General features: G+C 56.8%; 19 protein-coding genes and 1 tRNA gene. 4 read left to right on the top strand and 16 right to left on the bottom strand.

Annotation, left to right across the window (positions count from 1 at the left end):
- Positions 1-26: 26 nt before the first annotated feature.
- From hmsP to bcsR, 7 genes are all read right to left on the bottom strand, one after another.
- Entirely contained in the window at positions 27-2,039 is a 2,013-nt protein-coding gene (gene hmsP, locus AC6HVW_RS19660; RefSeq protein ID WP_071681726.1) for a biofilm formation regulator HmsP, read from the bottom strand.
- Between the two features lie 334 nt (positions 2,040-2,373).
- A complete protein-coding gene (bcsC, locus tag AC6HVW_RS19655; protein ID WP_497569645.1) occupies positions 2,374-5,847 on the bottom strand; it encodes a cellulose synthase complex outer membrane protein BcsC in 3,474 nt (1,157 codons plus the stop codon).
- Positions 5,829-6,950, bottom strand: coding sequence for a cellulose synthase complex periplasmic endoglucanase BcsZ (bcsZ, locus tag AC6HVW_RS19650; protein WP_071681853.1), 1,122 nt, complete (start codon positions 6,948-6,950; stop codon positions 5,829-5,831). The genes bcsC and bcsZ overlap by 19 nt, the downstream gene beginning before the upstream one ends.
- Before the next feature lie 8 nt (positions 6,951-6,958).
- On the bottom strand, positions 6,959-9,268 hold the full coding sequence (bcsB, locus tag AC6HVW_RS19645) for a cellulose biosynthesis cyclic di-GMP-binding regulatory protein BcsB (protein ID WP_071681722.1): 2,310 nt from the start codon (positions 9,266-9,268) through the stop codon (positions 6,959-6,961).
- Positions 9,269-9,329: 61 nt separating this feature from the next.
- The gene (gene bcsA / locus AC6HVW_RS19640; protein ID WP_071681720.1) at positions 9,330-11,933 is read right to left on the bottom strand and encodes a UDP-forming cellulose synthase catalytic subunit; all 2,604 of its coding nucleotides are present in this window, start codon (positions 11,931-11,933) and stop codon (positions 9,330-9,332) included.
- The gene (gene bcsQ, locus AC6HVW_RS19635) at positions 11,930-12,667 is read right to left on the bottom strand and encodes a cellulose biosynthesis protein BcsQ (RefSeq protein WP_071681716.1); all 738 of its coding nucleotides are present in this window, start codon (positions 12,665-12,667) and stop codon (positions 11,930-11,932) included. Before bcsQ ends, bcsA begins: the two co-directional genes overlap by 4 nt.
- Positions 12,668-12,670: 3 nt before the next feature.
- Positions 12,671-12,865: a cellulose biosynthesis protein BcsR gene (bcsR, locus tag AC6HVW_RS19630; RefSeq protein WP_071681714.1), complete on the bottom strand. Its 195-nt coding sequence runs from the start codon at positions 12,863-12,865 to the stop codon at positions 12,671-12,673.
- 194 nt (positions 12,866-13,059) lie between these two features.
- Here bcsR and bcsE point away from each other — a divergent pair, with 194 nt between their 5' ends.
- From bcsE to bcsG, 3 genes are read left to right on the top strand one after another with little or no spacing between them, the layout of a single operon-like run.
- The gene (gene bcsE, locus AC6HVW_RS19625; RefSeq protein ID WP_071681712.1) at positions 13,060-14,622 is read left to right on the top strand and encodes a cellulose biosynthesis protein BcsE; all 1,563 of its coding nucleotides are present in this window, start codon (positions 13,060-13,062) and stop codon (positions 14,620-14,622) included.
- Positions 14,619-14,816, top strand: coding sequence for a cellulose biosynthesis protein BcsF (bcsF, locus tag AC6HVW_RS19620; protein WP_071681710.1), 198 nt, complete (start codon positions 14,619-14,621; stop codon positions 14,814-14,816). The genes bcsE and bcsF overlap by 4 nt, the downstream gene beginning before the upstream one ends.
- A gap of 2 nt (positions 14,817-14,818) precedes the next feature.
- Positions 14,819-16,474 carry a cellulose biosynthesis protein BcsG gene (bcsG, locus tag AC6HVW_RS19615; RefSeq protein WP_071681708.1) on the top strand — a complete coding sequence of 552 codons (1,656 nt, stop codon included), beginning with the start codon at positions 14,819-14,821 and terminating at the stop codon, positions 16,472-16,474.
- A 161-nt stretch (positions 16,475-16,635) separates the two neighbouring features.
- Here bcsG and AC6HVW_RS19610 read toward each other — a convergent pair whose 3' ends face one another.
- The 7 genes from AC6HVW_RS19610 to dppA all read right to left on the bottom strand — a co-directional run bounded on the left by AC6HVW_RS19610 (position 16,636) and on the right by dppA (position 23,193).
- Entirely contained in the window at positions 16,636-16,935 is a 300-nt protein-coding gene (locus AC6HVW_RS19610) for a helix-turn-helix domain-containing protein (protein ID WP_071681707.1), read from the bottom strand.
- Positions 16,932-17,282: a type II toxin-antitoxin system RelE/ParE family toxin gene (locus AC6HVW_RS19605; protein WP_071681705.1), complete on the bottom strand. Its 351-nt coding sequence runs from the start codon at positions 17,280-17,282 to the stop codon at positions 16,932-16,934. The genes AC6HVW_RS19610 and AC6HVW_RS19605 overlap by 4 nt, the downstream gene beginning before the upstream one ends.
- Positions 17,283-17,508: 226 nt before the next feature.
- Positions 17,509-18,498, bottom strand: coding sequence for a dipeptide ABC transporter ATP-binding subunit DppF (dppF, locus tag AC6HVW_RS19600; RefSeq protein ID WP_071681703.1), 990 nt, complete (start codon positions 18,496-18,498; stop codon positions 17,509-17,511).
- Positions 18,495-19,475, bottom strand: a complete 981-nt coding sequence (gene dppD / locus AC6HVW_RS19595) for a dipeptide ABC transporter ATP-binding protein (RefSeq protein WP_021181581.1) — start codon at positions 19,473-19,475, stop codon at positions 18,495-18,497. The genes dppF and dppD overlap by 4 nt, the downstream gene beginning before the upstream one ends.
- A 14-nt stretch (positions 19,476-19,489) precedes the next feature.
- A complete protein-coding gene (gene dppC, locus AC6HVW_RS19590; RefSeq protein ID WP_071681701.1) occupies positions 19,490-20,392 on the bottom strand; it encodes a dipeptide ABC transporter permease DppC in 903 nt (300 codons plus the stop codon).
- A gap of 11 nt (positions 20,393-20,403) precedes the next feature.
- Entirely contained in the window at positions 20,404-21,423 is a 1,020-nt protein-coding gene (gene dppB / locus AC6HVW_RS19585) for a dipeptide ABC transporter permease DppB (protein WP_071681699.1), read from the bottom strand.
- Positions 21,424-21,585: 162 nt separating this feature from the next.
- Positions 21,586-23,193 (bottom strand): dipeptide ABC transporter periplasmic-binding protein DppA, encoded by a 1,608-nt coding sequence (gene dppA / locus AC6HVW_RS19580; RefSeq protein ID WP_021181584.1) that lies wholly within the window; start codon positions 23,191-23,193, stop codon positions 21,586-21,588.
- A gap of 643 nt (positions 23,194-23,836) precedes the next feature.
- On the opposite strand from dppA, the gene AC6HVW_RS19575 reads away from it, so the two are divergent.
- A complete protein-coding gene (locus AC6HVW_RS19575; protein ID WP_437437128.1) occupies positions 23,837-24,022 on the top strand; it encodes an HVO_A0114 family putative DNA-binding protein in 186 nt (61 codons plus the stop codon).
- Positions 24,023-24,043: 21 nt separating this feature from the next.
- Here AC6HVW_RS19575 and AC6HVW_RS19570 read toward each other — a convergent pair.
- A tRNA-Pro gene (locus AC6HVW_RS19570) sits at positions 24,044-24,120 on the bottom strand.
- 125 nt (positions 24,121-24,245) lie between these two features.
- On the bottom strand, positions 24,246-25,940 hold the full coding sequence (eptB, locus tag AC6HVW_RS19565) for a kdo(2)-lipid A phosphoethanolamine 7''-transferase (protein WP_071681697.1): 1,695 nt from the start codon (positions 25,938-25,940) through the stop codon (positions 24,246-24,248).
- Positions 25,941-26,106: the final 166 nt, after the last annotated feature.

Genomic DNA, 26,106 nt, shown 5'->3' with positions numbered 1-26,106 from the left:
TGGGAGGTGAAAAACTCAGCGTCAGGTCACGCTTTGGCAACGGAGGCAAACTGCGCTTCAAACTCCTTGCGGGGTAAGGGCTTGGCAAACAGGAAGCCCTGGCCAGTGCGAATGCCGTGTTGTAACAGCCAGTCTCGCTGCGCCGTGGTTTCCACCCCTTCCGCCATTACCGGCAGATGAAGCACCTCGGAAATCGAGCTGACGATCCGCACCATCGCATCGTCCTCCGGCAGGCCATCAATAAAGCTTTTATCGATTTTAATCAGATCAATTGGTAGGGATTTCAGACGATTGAGGTAATTCAGGCTGGCATAGCCCATGCCAAAATCATCCAAGGCGATCGACACGCCTAAATCATGCAATTCCCGTAGCAATCCCAGCGCCCCATCAAGGTCGTGGATACGCACCGTCTCGGTGATTTCCAGCAGCAGCTTATGCGGGTCGATCTGGTGCTCGTCCAGCAGCTGTTTCAGCTGAGGCACAAAGTCTTTATGCTGCAGCTGGATCGGCGAAATATTTACTGCCAACGGCAACGTGATGCCCTGGGATTGCCACGCGGCCAGAATACGGCATGACTCTTCCAGCACCCAGTTACCCAGTGGCACGATCACGTCCAACTCCTCCGCCAGCGGGATCACATCCGCCGGAAGAATAATCTGCCCGTCGGGCAGTTGCCAACGCAGCAGGGCTTCCGCGCCGGTCACCTGATTGGTTTGCATATCCCACTGCGGTTGCAGGAATAGCGCAAACTGGCGTTGTTCCAAGGCCTGCAGGATCTCGCTTTCCTGCGTCAGACGCTTTTGGGTTTTTTCGGTCAGGCAAGGCTCGAAGAACAGGATCTGATTTTTACCCTCACGATGCGCCGACATCATGGCCGAGGTAGCACTACGCAGCAGTTGCTCCGCGCTTTCCCCCGAATTGGGATAATGGGCAATGCCGATACTGGCGCTTGGCCGCAGCGGCATCTTCTGTTGCAGGTTCAGCGGCGCATTGATGGCCGCCATCACTTTTCTGGCCAACTGCATGGCGTGAATGGGCTGCTCAATATTTTTCGCCAGGATGGCAAACTCGGCATTGCTCAGCTGTGCCAGCACGCAGTCCACGCCGATAACCTGACGCAGCTTTTTCGCCAGCGTAAGCAACAGCGCTTCACGCATGGATGGATTCAGCGCGCCGGAGGCTTCATGCAGGGTTTCGATCCCCACAACCAACAGATTAAAGCGCGGTGGCCGCATACTGGCAGCAATATGCTCTTCAAGCAGCGCAGCAAACAGCACCGGATTGGGTAATTCGGTCATCGAGTTATGGGTGCTCAGGCGGCTCATGGCAGTATGCGCCTTAGCCAGCGTTTGCTGGTTGCGGTTGTAATTGCGCACCAGCAAGCCTAATTCATCGTCCTGATGTTGGGCTGGCAACATCAGTTGGTGGTAAGGGAGATCTTCCTGAGGGACATTTTCCAGTTCGCGCGCCATGGCTCGCAATGGATACACCAGCAGCCGGTTCATGCACCAGCTAACGGCGATCGACAGGATCAGCGCCAACAGCAGATAGGTCGACAGCATGGTCGATAGCGTGCTGAGGATAAACTGATACATGCGGTACGAATCGGCCTGCAACACCAGATAGGCCAGCGGCTGAGGATTGGCAGGCACCCGCTCAAGCGAATAGAGCGGCACCGAAATCTGTACCGGCAGCTCAAAGATACGCGCCACTAGCGCAGGGACCGGGCGTTCCGGCGGGAAATTGGCATGCAGCGCCTGAAACTCGTTAGGCAGGACGATATCCGCTCGGGTGAGGATCCCCACCGGTTGCAGAGAGTTGAGCACGCGTTTGGTTTCCGGCACATCCATCCGCAGCACGGCTTCTGCCAGAGGTTGACGCACAGCCTGGGCCACATTCTCCAGTTGCTGAGCGTAGTCATCCCTGCGCTGATGCACAAAGTGGAATAACTGGATCACGATGAAGATACAGATCGTCACCAGTGCCACACCAGACACCGCCGCCATCTGCTTAATCGTTAATGAACGCCTGACCCGCAAAAACCTGCACTCCTAGATTGATAAGGACGGATAGAGAGTTATGCCCCCCTCACCCTAACCCACTCCCACAGGGAGAAGGGATTGAATGCTCTAAAATCTAACTCTTGTGCCTGACCGCAGCTCCGTATCAGTACCTGCCAGGTAGGACTGGGGTAAGGGGAAATATTGCTTGCTGGAAAAGCGGCTTGAGTATACTCGATTGCCCCACGTATTTTCCTTACCAACCGCTTGGTGGCAGCAGGAAAAACGCGGGTTTCGGTATTATCCTAGCCGGAATAGTCACAGGGTAGCAAAACTACCCTGTGGGCGACACCACGAATCGACCAATTTCACGTTACTTGAAGTCGGCGTACGGCGTCAGCGGCTGCGGTGGCAGATCGAGATCGCCCTGCCAACCGGCGAGCGAGTAACGCAGATAAATCAACGCATGGCTCGGGGTATAGTCTTTAGCCTGTTGAATATCGATGCCGGCCCCCAGCGTCCAATGGGAACTGAGGCGGCGTTCGATCAGAGCTCGCAGCGTGTAGCCCACGCCAGAGGAGGAGCCACCACTTTCCACTGCGTCCCTGTCTGGCAGGGAGCTTGGGATCAGTCCTTGCAGAGGATAGCGTTTTTCATCTTTGGTTTTTGAGTGCGAGATCGACACCGAGCCCCCCACTTCCCACGACCAGTTTTCCGTGCGCTGGCGATAGTTCACCGGCACCGCCAGCGAAACATATTGCTGCGGGCTGTAATAGCCCCCCTGCCCAAGAGAGTAACCGCTCAAGTCCTTCTGATAGTGCCAGAGCATGGTGCTCAGCCCAACGGTGGCACGGCGGTTATCTTCGTTTATCACCTTATAGTAATAACCGGCCATCAATCGCTGGCGCTGGTTATCCTCAACATTCTGCCCGGTAAGCTGATGAGCACTGAGATCGGCCCACACGCCGTTGGCTTCACCGCGATCGTAGCTGGCGCTCAGGTTGATACCGGTAGCACGCACGCCGCCCCAGGTAGTCCCGGTGTTCGGATCGCGCGTCCCGCCGAAGGCCAACAGCGAGCTGGTAATCGGCCGCCGCGAGGCGCCCAGCGTCCAACCGATATGGTTCCAGTCACCGCTATAAGCCACGCCGCCGACCCAGTCCACCACCTCAAATCCCATCGGGGTGGCGCCGATATCGGTTTGCCAATGGTCGTTGGCCCAACCGGCCGCCACGCTGGTGCCGGTGGTTTTTTGCCGTTCGTTACCGCTGCACCCCTGCGTGTTACAGGTGCCAAAGGTTTCGAAGTACTTGCCGTTATTATCGGTCGAGAAGCTGCCCGCGTTCAGTTGGACGGTGTCGGTACGCAGGAACGCCCGGCCGTCATACAGCGGCATATCCACCTGCAACATGGTGTCATGTGCCTGATAATCCGAGATGCCACCGGTGCCGCTCGAACGCCAGTAGTCGTGATCGAGCGTGACCCTGACGTCCTGTTGGCGATAAAGATCGGCGGCATCGGAGCGAATGCCGCGTTTTAGCCAGTCATCCGTCGCGTTATTGCGGGTCAGACGGGTATAACCGTCATTATCCTCGGGTACCGTTGGCGCAATGCCGCTGGCCACCATCGCCTGGCGATAATCCTGCTGCGCCGGTTGCGGTTGCAGCAGTGTTTGCTCCAGCCTTGCAGCATCACGATACACCAAGGCTTTGGCCTGTCCCGGCGGCTCTTGCTGGGCAGCCACTTTTAACCGTTTGAAGATATCGGTCGCTTTCTGCGGCTCACCCACCGCCGTCCAGGCATTGGCAACACGGCGCTGGCCATTGATCGACTCGTCCGGTTGCGCCGATGCCGTTTGCAGCCGTTGGCGGGCCTCGCTCAGCTGACCTTGAGCCACATAGGCTTCAATCTCCCCCAAACGCGCATCCGGATTATTCGGCTCACGTGCACGCACCCGCTGATAATCCGCCAGCGCCGCGTCATACTCTCCCCGCTCCAGCGCCCAGTCAGCCAAGGTCATGTCGATGCGCGTTGCCGGGGGCTGCTGGCGCAGATAGGCGATTGCTGCGGGTTCATCACCAGCAGTTCGGAGCCGTTCAGCATGATCGAGCGTGGCCTGCATCTGCAAACGCTGGGCCATCTCACGCATCCCGTCGTTCCACTGCGCTTTGGGCAAGGTATTCAACTGGGCCAACGCCTGGTTATCACGATCGCTGCCAGCCAGGTACAGCGCATAAGCGTAAACCTGCTGCGGATCGCCGGACTTCTTCGCGGCCAGTTGACGCATCAGCACGTCGGCCTGCTGCGGTTGCCCGGCCTGACGCAGAGTTTGCGCATAGTGATAAGTCAGCCAGACGTCATCAGGATCCTTCTGGTGCGCCTGCCGGTACTTTTCCGCCGCCTCTGGCCACTGCTGTCGCTGGGCCAGTTCGTCGGCCTGCTGTTTGAGCATATCCAATTGCAGCCCGTCGAGGGTGCTGCGCAGCTTGTTCTGCTGCCCGCGAGGTAGACCATTAAGGTAGGCCAGCGCTTTTTGTGGCGACTGCCGCTGGTAGATATTCACCAAGCCCCGCACCGCGCTACCGCTGCCCGGATCCAGGCTCAGAGCCTGCTGATAATAGCGCTCGGCGGCAACATCATCCTTACGGGCGACGGCAACGTCGCCCAGACCGATCAACGCATCGCTGTCGCTGTTATCAATCAGCCGTGCCTGCTGATATTGTTGCTGTGCCAACGGCAGGTTATTGGCCTTTAACGCCTTGTCGCCCGCATCGATCGCCAGCCAGTAACGGGTAGTTTTGATCAGACTCTGCCATTTGCTGCTGTCATAGTTATCCTTGTCTGCCTTCTGCGCCTGCTGGAACAGGCTCAACGCCTGCTGCCTGTTACCTGCGCGGGAATAGGCCAGGCCAAGCGCGCCAAGCACTTCGGCATCATTGGGCGCACTCGATAACGCTTTTTTCAGTTCCGGGATTGCCGCAAGGCTGCCGCCTTTATTTACCTGCGCCAGCCCGGTCATGCGTGCGCGATAGGCCGGATCGGCCAACAGCGTCCGCTGGCGCGCCAGTTCCTGTTGCGCGCCAAGCGCCTGCTCACCGCTTTCAAACACGCCGAGGAAGCGGTTCAACGCCGCCACGCTCTGCGGGCTGACCGGCAACGCTTTGACCTGTTCCAACCACAAATCCGCAGCAGAACCGCGGCCTGCGGGATCGGCCGCCACTTGCTGTAACAGTTCATAGGCCTGAGCGTCGCGATCCTGGCTGAACAGCATCCGCGCCAGCGCCATGCGCAGCGTGATGTTGCCGGGATATTGCCGATCCAGCGCCTGTAGTTGCTTTGTCGCTGCTAATTCCTGGCCGGGTAGCCTGGCCACCAGACGCCAATACTCCACCGCCAGATCGAGCGTTGGCAGATTGCCGTGGAACAGCTCATCGTACTGAGCTTTTGCCTCCGGCAAGCGCCCTGCGGCCGCCATCAGGCGTGCCTGTTGCAGCTTCTGGCGGGTTTCCGGCTGGGTCAGTAGCATGTTCATTTCTGCCTGGCGGAACACCGGCGATTGCGGTGCCACCCCCTTCAGCTTATCCAGCTGTTGCTGCGCCAAGACCTGATTACCCTGCCGCAGAGCCAGGCGCATACGCGCCGCTATCACGTCCGGATTATTCGGGTCCATCAGCTCAAGGCGATACAGCGATTGACGTACCAGCTCATCTTTGTTGCTGGCTTCGCCGATGCGTACCTGCTCAAGCAGCCATCGCTCTGGGGCAACGCTCTCGGCACTCTGCGCCTGCGGCAACAGAGCCAGGCTTAAAGGAAACAGGCTTAGCCAGCCTAGTGTGAAGTTGCGCATTGGCTACCCCAGGCGGGTTGAAGTTCACCCTGACGATTGAAACGATAGCGTTGCTGATCCCATCCCTGGCCGAACAACAGCAAAGAGGCGCTGAAATAGGCATCATTACCCAGAGGGTTATCCTGAATACGTTGGCGTTGCACCGCCAGGGCATCGGGCTGTGCGGCCAATAACGGCAACATCGCGGCGGAGAAGCCTACCGGGCCAGTACCGTTGGCTTTTCCGCTGGCGGTATCGACTTTCTCCGGCACTGCACCAAGCTGGGCGGTAAGGCGCACCATCGGTTGGAACTGCTTCACCAGCGCCGCTTTATGGGGATCGTCGTCCGCCAACATCCCAGCCCAGAGATAGACGCGAATGGCGTCATAGCTGCCGATATTGGGTTTGACGGGATCGGGCTGCCAGCCTTTACCCGATTGCCACTCGGCCCAGTCTGGTGAAAATCCTTGCGGAGCCGTTTCCAGCAGCAACCGCTGGCTGGTTTTCTGCATCGCTCGCCACGGCCCGTTCAATTGGGCAAAGCGGGCCAGCAACTGCGGCGGTAAATAGCTGGGGTTCAGGCGCCAGCGATCCTCGGCCACAAAACCCATCTTGCCCGGCAGCAGCATCAGCCCCAAACCGGGGATATTCGCCACCTCTTCACGGCCAATCCGTTGTAACAACAGCGTGCCCAATGTTTGATAGCGGCGGCTTTGCCACAGCCGCCCCGCCTCCAGCAGGTTGTAAGCGATCCACAGATCCGCATCGGCAGCCGAGTTGCTGTCCAGCACCTTCCAGGCTTTGTTATCGTCCAGCCCCCACAGCCAGGCCGGCAGATGTGCGCTCAGGTCACCAGAGGCGAGATTGTTCTCCGTCCACGCCAACAGCTTATCGAAAGCAGGCCGATCGTTGGCCACCAGCGCGAAGAACATCCCATAGCTCTGCCCTTCGGACGTGGTGATGCGCTTCGGGCTGCTGGGATCGATCACCCGCCCTTCCTCGCTGAGATAAAACTGTTGATATTGCTGCCAGGCAGGCCAATCACAGCTTGCCGCCGTGCTGAACGCACACAGCAGCATCAGGCCAGGCAGCAGGCGGTGCAGGCAGTGCAGGCAGTTCCCCATCATGGCAATTAATCCCGATCTTCCGGTGACAGACGACGACGGCTAAAGGTCTTCAGACCACGCCGCAGCAACAGGGCCACCATCACCACCACCAGCGCGGCTATCGCCCCCAGCAGCAGCGGATGCGTCGACAGCGCATACCAGATACGTTCCCACCATGGCAGATGGCCAACGTAGTAAACATCTCCCACACGCAAGCTATCGACGCCGGACTCACGGATCACCGCCACCGAACCAAACATCGCCGCACGCTTGCCGCTGTCTAGCTGCGCGTTATTCAACAGTTCATAACCCCGCGGGCTGTCCGCCAGCAGGGCCACAATGCTGCGCTGATCGTGGAACGGGGACTGCACACCGACCACCGCCGCCATCGCCCCTTCCGAGCTGATGGTGGTTTTGCTGTCTGGCGTAGCGTCATCCTGCTGCACATCCATACTCGGCAGCGGCAGTTGGCGCATCGGCATTCTCACCCAACTCAGCGTCGCTTCTACCAGTAAGTTGATTTTCTTGTCATCACGCAGCTCAGGTGGAATGGTGCCGATCAGCAGGATATCCGCGTCCTTATCCTTGGCCTGTGACCAGTCATCGGACAGCGAGAAAGCCAGCGCCGGATAGCCGGTTTGCGCCCCCATGTTACCCATGGCGTTGAGCAAGGCGCTCACTTGAGCGGGTTGCGGCTGTTTGTTCACCAGCACCAGCGTTTGCGACAGATCTGCCAGGCGGCTGAAAGGGAAACCAGCGTTGGCGAAAGCGCGCAGATCGGGCATGGTGATAAAGTGGCGATAGCCGGAGAAATCAATGGTGGAATTGCCGTCGATCACAGCATGGTTCGGTACCAAAGAATAGGTTTCGCAACGCCCTTCGGCACCGCTGGCCAGCAGCGTGGTGTAGTCGAAGTCAAAGCGCAGCTGGTTGGTCGCCCCCAACTTCAACGCCGGAATATTGACCGCCTTGTCGGAATCGAGCAATCCCTGAGCCAGCGGCAGGCGTAACAGCTGTGCGCCCTTCTCATGCTCTGGCACCAGGGCATAGGACTGCACAAACTGATTGTTCAGGCTGATGCTCAGGCGGGAACCATCCTCAATACGCGGCGAGGTGTAGCGGTATTTCAGCTGCATATCGATGCCGGTGCTGTGGATCAGGAAAAGATCCGGTGGCAGATTCATCGACAGTGAGATCGGCCCAGGTTCGACGCCGTTTGTCTGTAACTGCTCGGCATATTGCTGCAGTTCACTGAACTTCATTGCCCGATCGGTGCGCACCCAGTTTGGCGCATCGTACGGCTGACGGACGGCCAACTGCTCAACCTTATCCACGCTCAGATTCTGGCCACGGAACAGGATATTACCCTGCGCGATGCCCTTCACCGCCGTGATCAGGTCGTTATCATCACGGCCCTGTACCAACAACAGCTTCACATAGGGGTTATCCGGATGGCTGATCATCTCCACCGTCGGCCCGTTGACCGCCGGATAATCCTTCAGGAAGTCCGGGCGCTGTTTGTTGGTGGCAAACACGATGGCATGCTGGCTCGGCAAGCGGTTAAACAGCGTCGGGAAGGACTGACCACGCCACTGCGCCTGAGTGCCGAACCAGGAAGCCAGGATCCCCGCTGCCCGTTGTTGTTCCAGGTCCGGCTGCCCGGCAAACACCATCGGCAGCGTTAATGGCCGATCGTCGCGGCTGTCAAAGAAGGGTTCCGGGAAGTGGGAAAGCTCATTTTTCACCGGCAGCGTCTGGTAACGCAGGCTCAGCGAACTGGATTTGCTGACGTCCAGCCACAGCGTACTGTTGGCCGGGTTCTCACAGATGTTCTGGTAATGGCCGACAAACACCAGGCGAATGCGGTTAAAATCGGTGATATAGCGCGGATCGATCGGCAACTGGACACGATTAGGCTTACCCAACTGCTCCTTGGTGATGGTGGTGACGCCCATCAACTCATCGTTGAGGTAGATCTTGACGTGCGACTCCACCGGGATCAGCGACGGTGAAGGGGTAAACTCCAGATCCAGCAGCGCCTGCGAAACCACTTCGTCACTGCGCACGCCAAACTCGATCTGGCCTTCAGGGCGAGTGCCACGCAGGATAAAGGTGCCAGGCGGTGGAGCCACCTCGGTAAACGGCAGTTTTACATCACGCACCGGCGCATCGGATGCTTGCGGCACCGCCGCTCCCATAGGTACGGTGACCGGGACTTCGGCCACGGTGCTCGCAGGCGGAGTCGCGCCTGCCGCTGGAGTGGGGGCCGTTTCCGCCTGAGATAAGCTACTGATGCCTAAGGCCAGCGCGGTAAACCAGTTTATTTTTCTCGTCATCGTATCATCATCTTTTGGGCCAGTTCGCAGGGCATGCGAACGGGCGGTTGCGACACACAGCCTATGCCACCGTCTCTGGGGCCGTTGGAGCGCGGCCTCTTCCTACGCCATGCGGAATAAATGACAGGATCCAGGTAGCCAGCGAGGTCAGGCCGACCAGGATCTTGCGCATCGTTGGCGGCGCATAGTCCGCCATGCGCCGGTAGCCGTGAAAACCTAGCATCAGTACGTCCCGCAGGCTTTCCACCGGCCGGTCTTCCGGGAATCCGTCTTGCCACAGTGCCCAGGTATCCGCCCGGGCAAAGGTGCATTGAATAAATTCGATATGTTGGCGGGTCGAGAGTTCGACCAAGCGGACCCCCACCGAGCGGCCATGGGATCGAGTCACCACGCAAGGGAAGCTGAACTCCTGCTGGCCACGTTTAAGCAGCAGCGCAATCTGGTCATGCTCTTGCAACTGATCCGGTACGCGCATTTCGATACCCACACCACCGTCGGAGTAATCACGCAACGTACAGGGGAACAGATGTCCATCAGCCCGGGCTACCGCCGCAGGCATGGCGATCTCCACGCGATGCGACTGCCGTACCTGCCTGGCCTCCACCGCCACGGCCACCGCTCCTCCGAGGATGGTCATGTTGTAGATCACCCAAATCAGGCTGATCACCACCGTCATCATCTCGTCCGTCGGGCCGTAGAAAAAGCGCCACACGCCAAAACCCAGGCCTGCCAGATTGAGTGTCACCAACAGCAGGTAAGGCCGGGTGATCACCCAATCAACGTGCTCTTGCGTAACCAGCCCGCCTTTGGCGGTGACGTTGAACTTGCCTTTATGCGGGTTGAACAAGGCCACTGTGGTCGGCCGGGCGATATACCAGGCCAGCACGGTTTCGTAGATTTCACTCCAGAAGGAGTGGCGGTATTTACCCTGAATACGTGAGTTGGTCAGGCTGGCGTGGATCATGTGGGGCAGCACATACAACGCAATCGCCAAGGCTGGCGCGAAGATGATGTAAGCATGCAGCAACAAAAACGCCAGCGGCGCGGTCAGGAAGATCAACCGCGGAATACCGGACAGGAAGTGCAGCATGGCGTTGGCATAGCACAGGCGCTGGGCAAACTTCAGCCCTTTGCCCAGTAACGGATTATCCAACCGGAAGATCTGCACCATGCCGCGCGCCCAACGAATACGTTGGCCGATATGGGCAGACAGGCTTTCCGTTGCCAACCCGGCGGCCTGCGGAATACGGATATAGGCCGAGGTGTGGCCAAGGCGGTGCAGACGTAGCGAGGTATGGGCATCTTCGGTCACCGTTTCCACCGCGATGCCGCCGATCTCATCTAATGCCGTCCGGCGCAAGATGGCGCAGGAGCCGCAGAAGAAAGTAGCATCCCACATATCATTGCCGTCCTGCACCAGCCCGTAGAACAGGGTGCCTTCGTTCGGTGTCTGGCGAAAACGCCCCAGGTTGCGCTCAAACGGATCGGGCGAGAAGAAGTGGTGCGGCGTTTGCAGCATCGCCAGCTTCTTGTCTTTAAAGAACCAGCCCATGGTCAACTGCAGGAAAGAACGCGTGGGAACGTGATCGCAGTCGAAGATGGCAACAAAATCACCGCTAGCGTGCTTGAGCGCATTGTTGATATTGCCCGCTTTGGCGTGTTCATGGGTCGGCCGGGCGATATATTTCACCCCAACCTCTGCGGCAAAGGCTTTAAACTCTGGCCGGTTACCGTCATCGAGAATATAGATGTTGATTTTATCTTTCGGCCAGTCGATGCCCAGCGCCGCATAAACGGTGGGTTTCACCACGCCCAGATCTTCGTTGTAGGTGGGCACCATCAGATCGACGGTCGGCCAGGTGCTGTTGTCGGCAGGCATCGGCACCGGCTGGCGGTTCAACGGCCACACGGTTTGGAAGTAGCCCAACACCAGCACCACCCAGGCATAGGTTTCCGCCGCCAGCAACAGCAGGCCGCAGGTCAGGCTGAGCGGATCGTCCCAGTTTAGCGTTGAGGTATAGCGCCACCATAAGTAACGGCAGGAAACGGTCAGCGACAGCACAATCAGCATCAGGCTGGGTAACCGGCCCGGAATACGCCGCACCACCATGGCAATACACCACAGCAGCAGCACAAAAATAAACTGGGCGGGCAGTTCAAAGGGCTGAGAAATGCACAGCAGAGCCAGCAGCCCGGCCAATAGGCCAGCAATAATAAACAGCACCTGCCGTACCCGGTGATTCATCCGGTTGAGGCGCTGTACCGTACGCTCCTCCATACCGGCACCCTGCAAGCGCTGCGGTAAACTCTGCAACCAGTTAGCATATCGCAGTTGCAAACGGTGCCAGCCGGCAAAGTAGGAGCGCCCCATCGGGGCCGGGCCGCTGTGGGTCACCAGCAGCCAAAAACCCTGCAACAAATAACGCAGCGTGTCTGCCGGGCGTGGGCGATGGGGGGAAATATGGGGGAACCAATAGCTTTGGCCTGCCTGCACCTTTTGCCAACTAGGGGACTCAAACCGCAGCAACAGCCAGCCAATGGCCACCATCAGGGTCGTGAGGCCAGCGGTAAATGCCGGAGCCCCCGCATGGCGATAAGCGCGGTAGCGTTGTTGCACCGCCCGGTGAACGGGAGGTACCAGCAGCAGGCTCAATACCCTGCTCATACCTCGGCGTCCTGCAGGTTGAGCAGACACCAGTTGGCCAGCGTCAGCACTTCGTCGGCCGCCAGGCTTTCCGGCCGATACTCTCCCAAGGGCTGCTTGACCGCCATCGCTTCCGCCAGCGCTTCATCACGATGGATCACCAGCGGCAACAGACCTGCCAGCGTTTGCAGCCACAGCTGATGCAGATCTTGTTGCAACGGGCTGGCCGAGGAGTAGTGATTAATCAGCAGGTGGCAGCCCTTAGGCAACGGTTGCTGATGCAAGCGCGCATGGCAATTGGCATCGGGGTTAAGCAACAGGAAAACCTGGTCGGCCAACGCCAGCTGCTGTTCAATCAGGGGACCGTCACCCGCCGGGATATCCAGCAGGATCCAGCGATACTGCCCAGAAGCACGCAGCTGAGCCAGAAAATCATGCCAACGTTGCGGGGTATCACTCTGTTGCTGCCGTACTTTTACCCGTTCGGCCGCGCTTAACCGGCCAAACGGCAGAAAATCGAGTTTTTTGCAGTAACGCATTGCCCCTTGTTGCCAACCGATGCCATCCAGCTCTGCACGAGCCCAGCCCCGGTTCAGTTCGAAGGGCATATTAAAGTGTAATCGCAGCAGGTTGTCCGGTGACAGGTCAATCGCCAGTACCGACTCGCCCAACTGCTGTAGCGCCCAGGCAAACGCCGCAGTGATTGACGTGGTGCCAATACCGCCACGAACCCCTTGCAGTGCAATGACCGGCATGACTCAAGCACTCCCCGTCTTGTTGGCCAGCTCCGCCAACAGCGGCCAGCGGACCATCATTTGTGCTAGCCGTTCCTGGCGTGCAATATCAATGTAGTTTAACTTGGGCAACGAAAAAGCGCGGCTCAAGGCCTGCAGATCGTCCTGAAGTTCTTCTGGTGCTTTCTCCCGAAGCCCTCTTAACGCATCATTATTCATCTTGCCGCCTTATAAAATAGGCTAATGTTAAATGACTATAGCAACGTTCGGAAAAAATTGGGCCAATAAGATGAATCTTAACGGATAATATCCCTCTAATGGCTAGATTTGCTATGCTAACTCTGACATTACGCTTTTAAAGTGACCCGATCGGGTTTGGTCTACGCCACTTTCAACAAAAGTAGAATAAATCTATGGCGAACTCTTTTTCATTAGGTATCCGACGGATTTGGCAAGAATTGTCGGCTATGCAATCCCCAGGTTTTTACTGGGTGAATATCGATCGCCAGAGCGATGCCGCCCTGTTTTGCCGGCAGATCATCGCCGCACAGGAAGAAAATAGCCAGTTGGCACTGATTTGTAGCGGCAATCAGGTAGATACTTTATTGGCCACGCCTCTTTCCCCTGCGATTAAAAAGTTTCCTTTATATAGCCTGCCAGAAAAAAAGGCGGCGCTGCTGCATTTGGCCGACGATCTGATGCGTGAGCTAAAACCCAGCAACCGCTTACTGATCCTGTTGGCCCACGCCAGCCTGTGGCAAACCTTTACCAGCGATGAATTGCGCAACTGGGCCGCTCAACTCGGCCAATGGTTACACCAGCGGCAGTGCACGCTGGTGATACTCAGCCACGGCAGTGGCGTGAGTAAACTAAAAGGCCAGCTAGCCGCCGAGCACCGCATTCTCAACGGCTTGGCCAGCCTGCAGGGGCTGCAAGGCAGTGCCCAGTATCTGGTGCACTGGTGGAGCACGGCAAACGGCATCAATGCCAATCAGTTGTTCACCCTGACCGAAGGCCCCGAAGGCTGGCAAGGGGCGGACGACAGCAACCAACCCTCCCCTATCCCGGAACGCAACGACGAGAGCCTGTGCCTGGCGGAACAACGCATTCTCGAGGGCGCCCCGCCGCTGTCGGCCAGTTGGCAACTGTTTGAGAACAATACCAAGTTGATGCAGCGTGGCATGTTGACCATCGCCGCCACGCTGATCTTCGCCCTGTATCAAAGTGACGAAATTGACGAGTTGGCCCATCAGATCCATAGCCTACGCCGCAGCAGGGGCGACGGGCTAAAGATTGTGGTACGCGAGATGAGCGCCAGCCTGCGCTACAGCGACGAACGCCTGCTGCTGGCCTGCGGTGCCAATCTGATCGTGCCCCACGTGGCACCGCTCTCCAGCTTTTTGACCATGCTGGAAGGTATCCAGGGCCAGCGGCTATCGCGCCATATTCCGGCGGATATCGATAACCTGCTCGCCGGGCTGCGGCCACTGCAACTGAAAGGCTACCTGCCGCTGGAGGATTTCAACCGGGCGGTGACTTCGCTGATGGAAAATACCCTGTTGCCGGAGGATGGCAAAGGGGTGATGGTCGCCCTGCGCCCAGCACCGGGGTTGAGCGCCCGCCAGTCGATGACGCTGTGCCATTTGCGGCGTTTTGGGGACATCATGACCGTGGCGCAGAATCGGCTGTTCCTGTTCCTTTCCACCTGCCGGATTAACGATCTGGATACCGCACTGAAATTCGTCTTCCGCCTGCCAGTGAGTGAGGCGTTCAGTAATCGGGTGGTGTGGCATCAAGATGTGGATATTATCGATAAAATCAGGCTGTTGCGGCAGCATATCGAGTTTTCGCTCCCCGCCAGCAAGCTGCAATCTGCCGCTGTCACAACCCACGCCGTAGAAACGGAGCACCAGACCGAACGTCGGGAGCCCATTCCCTTCACTCTGATGAGCCTCGGGCAGGAGGAACAGCCATGAACACACTCGACGATATCGTGCAACTGGTGATCCTGTGCGCCATAGTGTTTATCCCTACAGGATACCTGCTGCATCGCCGTTTCCCCAACTGGCAGCGATCTTGGCAGAATTTGTTGTTATCACCGCGCTATTTAAAGTCGGCAGGGCTATGGGTGCGCACAGGTTCCACCTCTCAAATCAAGCGTAAAAAATAACCATGAGTGACGATAAAAAAACGCAGCCTGACAATACATTATGGCGATACTGGCGCGGTCTTGGCGGCTGGAACTTCTATTTCCTGGCCAAGTTCGGCCTGCTGTGGTTCGGTTATCTGAACTTCCATGCGCTGCCCAACCTGGTGTTTATGGCCTTTTTACTGATGCCAATCCCGTCGCCGCGCTGGCACCGCTGGCGTCACCTGATCGCCATTCCTATCGGTATCGGTTTGTTTTACCACGATACCTGGCTACCGGGGATTAACAGCATCCTTAGCCAGGGCTCGCAGCTCACCGGTTTCAGCGCGGATTACCTGCTGGAGCTCACTAACCGCTTCATCAACTGGCAGATGATTGGCGCCGCCTTCGTGCTGCTGATTGCCTACCTGTTCCTGGCCCAATGGATACGCATCACGGTGTTTACCGTGGCAGCACTGGTGTGGTTGAACGTGGTCAATATTGCTGGCCCGGCGGTCTCCTTGCTGCCTGCCACCAACACCGCAGCGGTGACGGATACCCCGTCAACACCGGCCACGGCAACGACACCAGGCGGCAATCTGCCTGCGGCCAATGGCCCGCCGACCAATGCCAACCTCACGGCCTACCTGGAACAGTTCTACCAGCAGGAAAAAGCTCGAGCGACCACTTTCCCGGCCACCTTACCCGCCGATGCCCAGCCGTTTGACGTGCTGATCATCAACATCTGTTCGCTGGCCTGGGCCGATCTTGACGCCGTCAATCTGCGCAACCATCCGCTGTGGGCCAAGATGGACATTATGTTCACCAACTTTAACTCGGCCACCGCGTACAGCGGCCCAGCGGCCATCCGCCTGTTACGCGCCAGCTGCGGCCAGCCTTCGCATCACGATCTGTATCAGCCCGCCAATCAGCAGTGCTATCTGTTTGATAACCTGGCCAAGCTGGGCTTTAAACAACAGCTGATGCTCGATCACTCCGGCGTATTTGGTAACTTCCTGAAAGAACTGCGTGAGCAAGGTGATATGCAGGCTCCGCTGATGTCACAGGCCGGGATCGGTAATCAACTGGCCTCATTCGACGGTGAACCGATCTATAACGATCTGCAACTGCTCAACCGCTGGCTCGATCAGCAGAAAAAGGGCGGCGATGCCCGCACCGCCACCTTCGTCAACCTGATCCCGCTGCATGACGGCAACCGCTTTGTCGGGGGTAAACAGACCGCCGATTACCAGCCCCGAGCGCAGCAACTCTTCGATCAGTTGAATACCTTCCTTGATGAGCTACAGAAATCCGGGCGTAAGGTGATGGTGGTGATCGTACCGGAGCACGGTGCGGCGCTGACGGGCGACAAAATGCAGATGTCCGGCCTACGGGATATCCCAAACCTGAACATTACCCATACGCCGGTTGGTATCAAACTGATTGGTATGCAGGCCCCGCATCAGGGCAGCCCGGTGGAAATTAAAACGCCGAGCAGCTATCTGGCGTTGTCTGAGCTGGTCTCGCGGTTGGTAGACGGCAAGGTGTTTACTGCGCCAAGCGTCGACTGGCAAGTGCTGACGCAGAACCTGCCGCAGACTGCGGTGATCTCTGAGAATGACAATGCCATCGTGATGCAGTATCAGGGCAAGGCGTATATTCGCCTTAATGGCGGGGATTGGGTGCCTTATCCACAGTAACTGGTGAGGGGAGTTTTGCGGTTATAAACTGAAACTGCAGACATTCCATCACCGGGCTCAAAATATAGGGGCGCGGCATGCTGCGCCCCGTTTTGAGTTGATTGGGGAATTTTTGCACTCTCCGGTTAATGAGATCTAGCGCAGGACCAAATCACCTTCGATCAGATATGGAAGACTCGCCCACCGCCTTCCGGCATCTCTACAGTCAGACTCAACTTCCCCCCCATAGCTTCAATATAGCGTTTTAGCGTCGCTAACTTTACGTCATTACCACGCTGCTCTATTTGTGCAACTGCGGATTGGCTTACGCCCATAGCTTCGGCCAGGCTTTTCTGTGACAGTTGCAGCTCATCACGCATCAGTTGCAAACCTGTTTCTAACATAATTTCGTCGGCCATTGCCTTGATCCGGGCTTGGCTCTCAAGAGAACGGGCAGCGACTGCATCACGTAACGTTTTCATTTGGATACCTCTTGTATGGCTAAATACGCCGTAAATTCATCATCCGCTATTCGGATCATTGTATCGTAAAACCGCTTATCATTACTTTTATCACCAGCGCACAACACAATGGCTTGGCGTTTGGGGTCGAAAACAAAAAAGGCACGGATTGGGCGGCCCGAATACTGAACACGTAGCTCTTTCATATTCTTGTATCTTGAACCTTTTACCGTGTCAGCGTAAGGACGTGGCAGTTGAGGCCCATACGTCTCCAGGTTCATCAGGTCAGCCAGTACCTTCTCCTGCATCCCTTCTTCCTGCTCTTGCAACCAGGAATCAAATGTCGAGGTAAAAATAACAGTCCACAAAGCCCTCTCCTTTATAAGCTACAACTTATAATTAATTCTATAAGTCATAACTTATAGTGTCAACAATATCGACTAAAAAGTAATCACCATGGGATTTGCTTCGCATCTATAAGTAAAAAAACGCCGGTATCGCTACCGGCGTCAGATTGAAGATCGAGTGATAATGTTGCTGAGGTAATCGGGCGCAGCACGCAGAGTATCTACGTTGCGAGCCCGGTTAATAGTCTCAAGACCCGGCAGCGTCGTCCTGGTCGACGGCAAAGCAGGCCACCATCTGATCGCCATACTGCTTGAGCTGCGGTTGCAGCTGGGTGCAGGTGCCAAAGGCACGGCGGCAGCGGGCGTTGAATGCACAGCCCGGCGGTGGATTCATCGGGCTTGGCAGTTCACCGGTCAGCTTGATGCGCTCCCGGCGCATATCCGGGTTCAGGCGCGGTGTAGCGGAAAGCAGTGCCTGAGTGTACGGATGGCGCGGATTGTTGAAGATGGCGTCTTTACTGCCCTTCTCCACGCAGCGGCCAAGGTACATTACCATCACTTCATCAGCAATGTGCTCCACCACCGACAGATCGTGGGAGATGAACACGTAAGACAACCCCAGATCCTGTTGCAGATCCATCATCAGGTTCAGTACCTGCGCACGCACGGACACGTCCAGCGCAGAGACCGGCTCATCGGCAATCACCACGTCCGGGTTGAGCATCAGCCCACGCGCAATGGCAATACGCTGCCGTTGGCCGCCGGAGAACATATGCGGGTAACGGTCGTAATGCTCGGTTTTCAGGCCGACCTTCGCCATCATTTCCAGCGCTTTCTCACGCCGTTCGGCGCTGCTCAACGAGGTGTTGATCAACAGCGGCTCCTCGAGGATCTGCCCCACCTTCTTACGAGGGTTAAGCGATCCGTAAGGATTCTGGAACACGATCTGGATCTTCTGGCGGCGCAGCTTCTCTGCCGTCACGTCCGGCTTAAGCAGATCTTGCCCCTGATAGTACAACTCACCACCGGTAGGGATTTCGATCATGGTCAGCAGGCGGCCCAGCGTGGACTTGCCACAGCCAGACTCCCCAACCACCGCCAAGGTTTTACCGCGCTCAAGGGTAAAGGAAACCCCGTCCAGCGCCTTCACCAGCCGTTCCGGGGCAAACAGCCCCTTCTTGACCGGGTAGTGTTTTTTCAGGTCAATGGCCTGCAATAAAGGGTGGTTCTGGCTCATACGGTCGGCCTCCCCGCATCATCCAGCGGTGTGTGACATTTAACCTGACGGCCGGGAATGCTGCGCAGTTCCGGCTCTTCTTCGCGACAGTGTTGGGTAGCATACGGGCAACGTGGGTTCAGCAAGCAACCTTGCGGCCGATCGTACTTGCCCGGCACCACGCCAGGCAGCGAGGCCAAACGCGCCTTGTCGGTAGCAAACTCCGGCAACGCACGCAGCAGCGCCTGGGTGTACGGGTGGCGCGGCGAACGGAAAATTTCTACCGCCTTGCCAGATTCCACCACCTGCCCGGCGTACATCACGATGATGTGGTGCGCCGCTTCCGCCACCAGTGCCAGATCGTGGGTGATCAGCAGCAGCGCCATGTTTTCGCGCTGTTGCAGCTCAAGCAGCAGCTCAATGATCTGGGCCTGAATGGTCACGTCGAGCGCGGTCGTCGGTTCATCCGCAATCAGCAGCTTGGGCCGGCAGGCGATCGCCATGGCGATCATCACACGCTGGCTCATCCCGCCGGAAAGCTGATGAGGGTAAACGTCCAACCGCGAGGCCGGATCGGGAATGCCTACCTGATTGAGTAGGTCGATAGCGCGTTGGCGACGAGTACGGCGGTTACCGCCCTGATGCACCTTCAGCGCTTCCATAATCTGGAAACCCACGGTATAGCACGGGTTCAGGCTGGTCATCGGGTCCTGGAAGATCATCGCTACTTCGGAGCCCACCAGTTGGCGGCGCTCTTTTTCCGAGATTTTCCGCAGGTCCTGGCCGTTGAACTCCAACTTATCGGCCATCACCTTGCCGGGGAAATCGATCAACCCCATGATCGCCAGTGAGCTGACGGATTTACCGGAGCCGGATTCGCCGACGATGCCAACCACCTGCCCCTGTTCTACGCTGTAGCTGATTCGGTCTACCGCGCGGAACGGCGCACCTTCGTCACCGAAGTGCACCGAAAGCTTGTCTACATTTAATAACGCCATTCTCTCTTCCTCTGTTACTGCTTGAGTTTGGGGTCGAGAGCATCACGCAAGCCGTCCCCCATCAGGTTAAAGGCCAAAACCGTCAGCAGAATGGCCACCCCTGGGAAGGTCACAACCCACCAGGCACTTTGCGCGAACTGCAACACGTCGGAGAGCATGGTGCCCCACTCCGGCGTTGGCGGTTGCGCACCCATACCCAGGAAGCCGAGAGCGGCCATATCCAGAATGGCGTTCGAGAAACCGAGAGAAGCCTGCACGATCAGCGGTGCCAGGCAGTTTGGCAGGATATTGACGAACATCTGACGCGCCGCCCCAGCCCCCGCCACGCGGGAAGCCGTCACGTAATCGCGGTTCACTTCCACCAGCACCGCAGCGCGGGTCAAGCGGACATAGTGCGGCAAAGCAACGAAGGTCAGCGCCAGCGAGGCGTTAACGATCGAGGGCCCAAACACCGCCACCAGCACCAACGCCAACAACAGGCTTGGCAGTGCCAGCATGATATCGACCACGCGCATGATGATGGCATCGACTACGCCGCCGAAATAACCGGCCAACAGGCCGAATACCACGCCCATCACCAGCGAAAGCACCACCACCAGGCAGCCGACCAGCAACGAGAGCCTGGCACCGTACATCAGCCGCGACAGCACATCACGGCCGACATCGTCGGTACCCAGAATAAACTTCCAGCTGCCGCCATCCTCCCAGACCGGTGGCCTAAGCAGGGCATCACGGAACTGTTCGGCAGGCGCATGTGGAGCCAGGACCCCTGCCCCCACTGCAACCACCAGCATGACCACGATATAAACCAGGCCAACGACGGCCCCTTTGTTGCGCTTGAAATAGTGCCAAAACTCCTGGAACGGGGTCATTGGCTTCGGCGCACCTTTCACTACAGACTCGGTAATTTGAGACATCAGAGCGCCCCTTATTTCTTGTGGCGAATACGCGGGTTGACCACGCCGTAGAGCACGTCTACCAGCAGGTTAACCAGAATAATCATACAGGCGACCAACAATACGCCGCCCTGAACAACCGGATAATCACGGCGTTGCAACGCATCCATCAGCCAGCGGCCAAGCCCCGGCCAGGAGAAGATGGTTTCTGTCAGGATCGCCCCGGCCAGCAAGGTACCGACCTGTAGGCCGATCACCGTCACCACCGGCAGCAAAGCGTTACGCAACGCATGCACCACGATCACCCGCATACGGCTCACACCCTTGGCGCGCGCAGTACGGATATAGTCTTCACCCAGCACTTCCAGCATGGAGGAACGGGTCATACGCACGATAACCGCCAGCGGGATGGTGCCCAACACGATGGCAGGCAGGATCATATGCATCACGGCGTCGATGAAATCACCCGGCTCCCCCCAGAACAGGGTGTCGATCAGCATAAAGCCGGTCAGCGGCAGACTGTCATCGAGGAAGACCGTATCGCTTATTCGCCCCGATACGGGCGTGAGGTTGAGCTGTACCGAGACCAGCATGATCAGCATCATGCCCCACCAGAAGATCGGCATTGAATAGCCGGTCAGGGAGAGACCCACGGCGGTATGGTCAAACACCGAACCTCGCTTGACGGCCGCCAGCACCCCCACCGGGATACCGACAATCACCGCGAAGAGCATCGCGCAAAGGCCCAGTTCCAGGGTGGCCTTAAAGCGCGGCACAAACTCTTCCCACACGGAGATACGGCTTTTGAGGGACGTCCCCAAATCGCCCTGCAGCACGTTGGTGACGTAATTGAAGTATTGGTGATAGAGCGGTTTGTCCAGCCCCATCTCTGCCATGAGTTGTGCATGGCGCTCTGCGGAGATCCCGCGTTCCCCGGCCATAATGGTCACCGGATCGCCGGGGATCATATGGACGAATGCAAAAGTCAGCAACGTTATGCCGATAAACGTTGGGATAACTAACCCCAAACGTCGGAGTATGAACTGCAACATATCCCGAACTCTCTGTATAAAGTGCCCGGCAGCTCATCGTCCGCCAGGCTTATTAAAACTCACACGCTTCACGACATTCTTCTGGGGACGGGAATGCAGGGGCGCAACGTATTACGCCCCTGCAGATTAACTATCCCAGTCCTTCAACCAGCCTTGGTAGGCTTAGTCCAGAGAAACGTTCTCAAAGTGATGTTTACCAAGCGGATCGACCACATAGCCCTTCACTTCTTTACGCACTGGCTCGTAAACGGTGGAGTGGGCAACAATCAGCGCCGGAGCCTGATCGTGCATGACTACCTGAGCCTGCTTGTAGAGTGCAACGCGTTTGTCGTGGTCTGCTTCGGCACGGGCCGGTTGGATCAGATCCTCAAACGGCTTGTAGCACCAACGGGAGTAGTTGGAACCATCTTTAGCGGCCGCACAGCTGAACAGCGTGGCGAAGAAGTTGTCTGGATCCCCATTGTCACCGGTCCAGCCCATCATGACCGTCTGGTGCTCACCGTCTTTGGCACGCTTGAGGTACTCGCCCCACTCGTAGGTGACGATCTTGGCATTGACGCCAATCTTCGCCCAGTCGGACTGGATCATCTCAGCCATACGACGTGCGTTCGGGTTATACGGACGCTGTACCGGCATCGCCCACAGATCGATGGAGAAGCCATCTGGCATGCCTGCTTCTTTCAGCAACTCTTTGGCCTTGACCGGATCGTAAGTGTAGTCTTTGACCTCGTCGTTATAGCCCCACATGGTTGGTGGGATCAGGTTCTTGGCAGGTTGACCCGCCCCCTGATACACCGCATCCACGATGGCCTGCTTGTTCACCGCCATGGTCAGTGCCTGACGCACCTTCACGTTATCCAGCGGCTTCTTCTCGGTGTTGAACGACAGGTAGCCGACGTTCAGGCCAGGCTGTTCCATCAGGTTGATGGTTTTGTCCTGCTTCATGCGAGCGATGTCTGCCGGGTTCGGGTACGGCATGACCTGGCACTCGTTTTTCTGCAGTTTGGCGTAACGCACAGAGGCATCAGGCGTGATGGAGAACACCAGGCGATCGATCTTCGGCTTGGTGCCCCAGAAACCGTCAAAGGCCTTGTAGAGGATTTTGGAGTCTTTCTGGTACTGCAGCAGTTGGAACGGCCCGGTACCCACTGGGTTCAGGTCCACTTTCTCTGGCGTACCGGCTTTCATCATCTTGTCGGCATATTCTGCAGACAGGATGGAAGCGAAGTCCATGCCCAGATCAGCCAGGAATGGCGCTTCTGGACGGGTCAGCGTGAAGCGAACGGTGTTATCGTCCACTTTCTCGACTTTGCTGATCAGATCCTGCATGCCCATCCCCTGGAAGTATTCATAGCTGCCGCCAGAAACCTTGTGGTAAGGGTGGTTTGGATCGAGCTGACGCATGAAGGAGAACACCACGTCGTCGGCATTCAGTTCACGGGTAGGTTTGAAATCTTTGCTGTCCTGCCACTTCACGCCTTTGCGCAGGTGGAAGGTATAGGTTTTACCGTCTTCGCTGACGTCCCACTTCTCTGCCAGGCCGGGTTCCAGTTCGGTGGTGCCCAGTTTGAACTCAACCAGACGGTTATAGATTGGCACTGAGCTGGCATCATAGGTGGTGCCGGAGGTGAACAACTGCGGGTTGAACCCTTCAGGAGAGCCTTCAGAACAGTAAACCAGCGTCTTTGCCTGCACGCTGGCCGCAACGGTCAGCGCAATCAGGCCGATACCGAATTTCAGAATCCCTGATTTACCCAAGGAACTTGTCATCGCTAGTGCTCCGTATGTGATGTGGTGTGTGTATTACCGCCAGAGCCTAATATTTTTTGTTACGCGGCCTGTGCGGTCAGTGCCCGAAGGCAGGAGGAATAAAAAGCGCGAGAATGCCGGATGGAACGCATCACGGCAGGGCGTTTGAGCGAGTGAATTCCACTCATACACCTCTCACTCTTATCCCTGAGGGTACCAAATTGCCAACTGTTTGGGGTGCCGTCAATATAACCAGTAGGGATTTACCTAGACTGTGAGAAACAGCAAGCAAACATAAAAAAAACCTTTCAGCAACATTTACAGCATTAAAACTTGTGCTACGGGTTAAATCTTGGCGACATGAACCAGCGTTAAGGACCTATCCAGCATTAACCTCCAATAAAAAACCAAAAAAGATTATTGCTGAATGATGAATATCTGAGCGGTTATTTTTGTGATCCCGGTAAAAGACAGGAGGAAATGCTGGGGCACTACCCGAAAGAGGGAGCTGGGTAGAGGGGTTGTGCACGGGGAATTTCTTACCATTTCGCTGGCTACTGACCCCACGTTGCGAGTGGACTCGCAACCATTAAAAGAGCCCTCTTGCCAGCCTCTACTTCCCCTCACACTATTGATGCCTAGCTAGAGGTAGACATTTTTTGCCATACGGGCAGGAGTTGCTCGTCGCGTTGAGCGGGATGTCAAAGCTGTGCATACGGATCTTCAGGCGTTGTTGGCTTGCGGCATCGTTGATAAGGGTACAGCCGGAGTGATATTCCCCTACGACCAAATCCATTTCGATTTTGTCATTGGCAAGGCAGCCACTCCAGACGTAAAAAAGCCCGCTTAAAAAAGCGGGCTTTCTTGAATGTGGTCGGCGAGAGAGGATTCGAACCTCCGACCCACTGGTCCCAAACCAGTTGCGCTACCAAGCTGCGCTACTCGCCGATGCGGGGCGCATCTTACTGCCGGGCCGTATACGCGTCAATCTCTTTTTCACCACCGCACACCAAGTGGCGCTAAAAGCGCCAAACAGGCCAGTATCTGAGCGGACACGGCCCTTCTGGTTCGGTTTACAGCGCTTTGGCGTCCGCTTTGCTCTGCGGGAGGCGGCACCAGTTATTGCTCTCAACAATACCGCCGTCTGGCGAGGTATAACCCAGGCAACCGAGGATAGAGTCAAACAGTTCTACGTGACGGTGCGGCTGGCCAACCCGCTGTTGAGTCTGCAACTGCTCAAACGCACTCTTATGCTGTGGGTCTTCGAGGTATTTATCGGAGGCCCAGACGATCATCGGCACACGGAACTGCTCCGGCGGGGCCATTTCACGCGGCGTACCATGCAGGTGCGAGTTTTCACCAATGGATTCGCCATGGTCGGCCGCGTAGAACACGATAGCCTTCTTATCGCGCACCTGGTCAATCACGCTGTCGATAAAGGTATCGGTGTACAGCACCGAGTTGTCATAGGCGTTAATCAAGCGCTCTTTGGAGCAGAACTCATCCACGCCCATGCATTCCGGCTGATAACGAGCAAAACTGCGCGGGTAGCGCTGTGAATAGAGGTAATGCGACCCTTTGGTATGCAGGATCACTAGATGCTTGCCGTCTGGATGGCGAGCCAGCGACTCTTTCATCTCATCCACCAACAGCATATCGTCCACCGATTTACCGTCGTTACGCTTCTCTGAGGCGATCATTTCACGGAATGAGTAGTTATCCACATCGGTATTGTTGTAGAACCACACCTCGCTCTGCATCGCGAACAGCTCGGAACTGAAGCCCAGCTCTTTCAGTACGGCAAAGATATTCTGCTCTTTCAGGGTTCGCTGCGGGTTATCCGAGGTGCCATGCTCGCGCACGAACATACAGCGTAACGAAAGCTTGGTAGAGGTATCACAAGATTCCCCACGGAATGCCACCAGGTTTTTCTCCTGCGAGAGCTTTGGCGTGGTATCACGCTCATAGCCCAGGATGCCCATATGATCCCAGCGGGTGGTTTCACCGATGATAAACACCACGTAGGTGTCATCAATGCCCTCTGGGGCAACATAGGTAAAGTTCTTGCTGGGATCGAACATGTTGGCTGCGTCCGAGCTTTCATCATAACGGGTGTAGGCAAACAGCCCCAGAGCCGAAAGCCAGTTGGAAGGCAGATAAGAGTGCGCAACCACCCCACCATAGCTCGGCAGATCGATATTGGTGATCTTTTCCTGTGCGCTTTGCTCTTTATCCAAGGTACGCAGCGGCAACCACACCAGCGCGACCACCGCCAACATGATCAACAGTGGCTTAATCCGCTGCCCTGGCGTTTTCATTTGTTCGATCAGGGTATCGCGCAGGTTATTGCTCCAGATGCACAGCAGCGGCAAAGCGCTGACCACGATCATCCACAGCACAAAATTCAGCCCGACTACCTCTTTGGAGAGATCGATATCGGTGGTCATCACCGAAACGATAATCCCATAGCCAATCACCACGTTGAAGAACGTCATGTAGTAACTGGCAGCGACGGAGATCAATACCAGCAAAGAGGCGACGATGCGGTAAAACAGCCGGCCTCCCAGGGATACCAGCCGCATGATAAAGAAGGTGAACAGGACAATGGCGATGACTTCTGTCACCGCAGAAACCACCTTGATCCCCTGAATGCCGTGCGCAAAGGAATCAAAACGACGATAGAAAACGGAAAGGTTTAAAAAGATGCCGATATAGATCGCTAACAATAACGATAAATTCTGCTGTGATAGCGATTTAACTCTGTTCATGTAACGCAGTGGCTCCGGGCTTCAAGTTCTGAAACCATCAGACAGTCGATATGCCCTCAGGTTCAGCCGATGGGCAATAAGCATCATTCTGCAGAACAGAATCAAGAAAAATCTCACTAAACGAGCATTTTTTGCCAATTCTGTGAGAAAAATAGCGGGGAGACAG

Source organism: Serratia sp. NCCP-200 (assembly GCF_059697885.1).
This window is presented reverse-complemented; position numbering and strand designations above follow the sequence as displayed.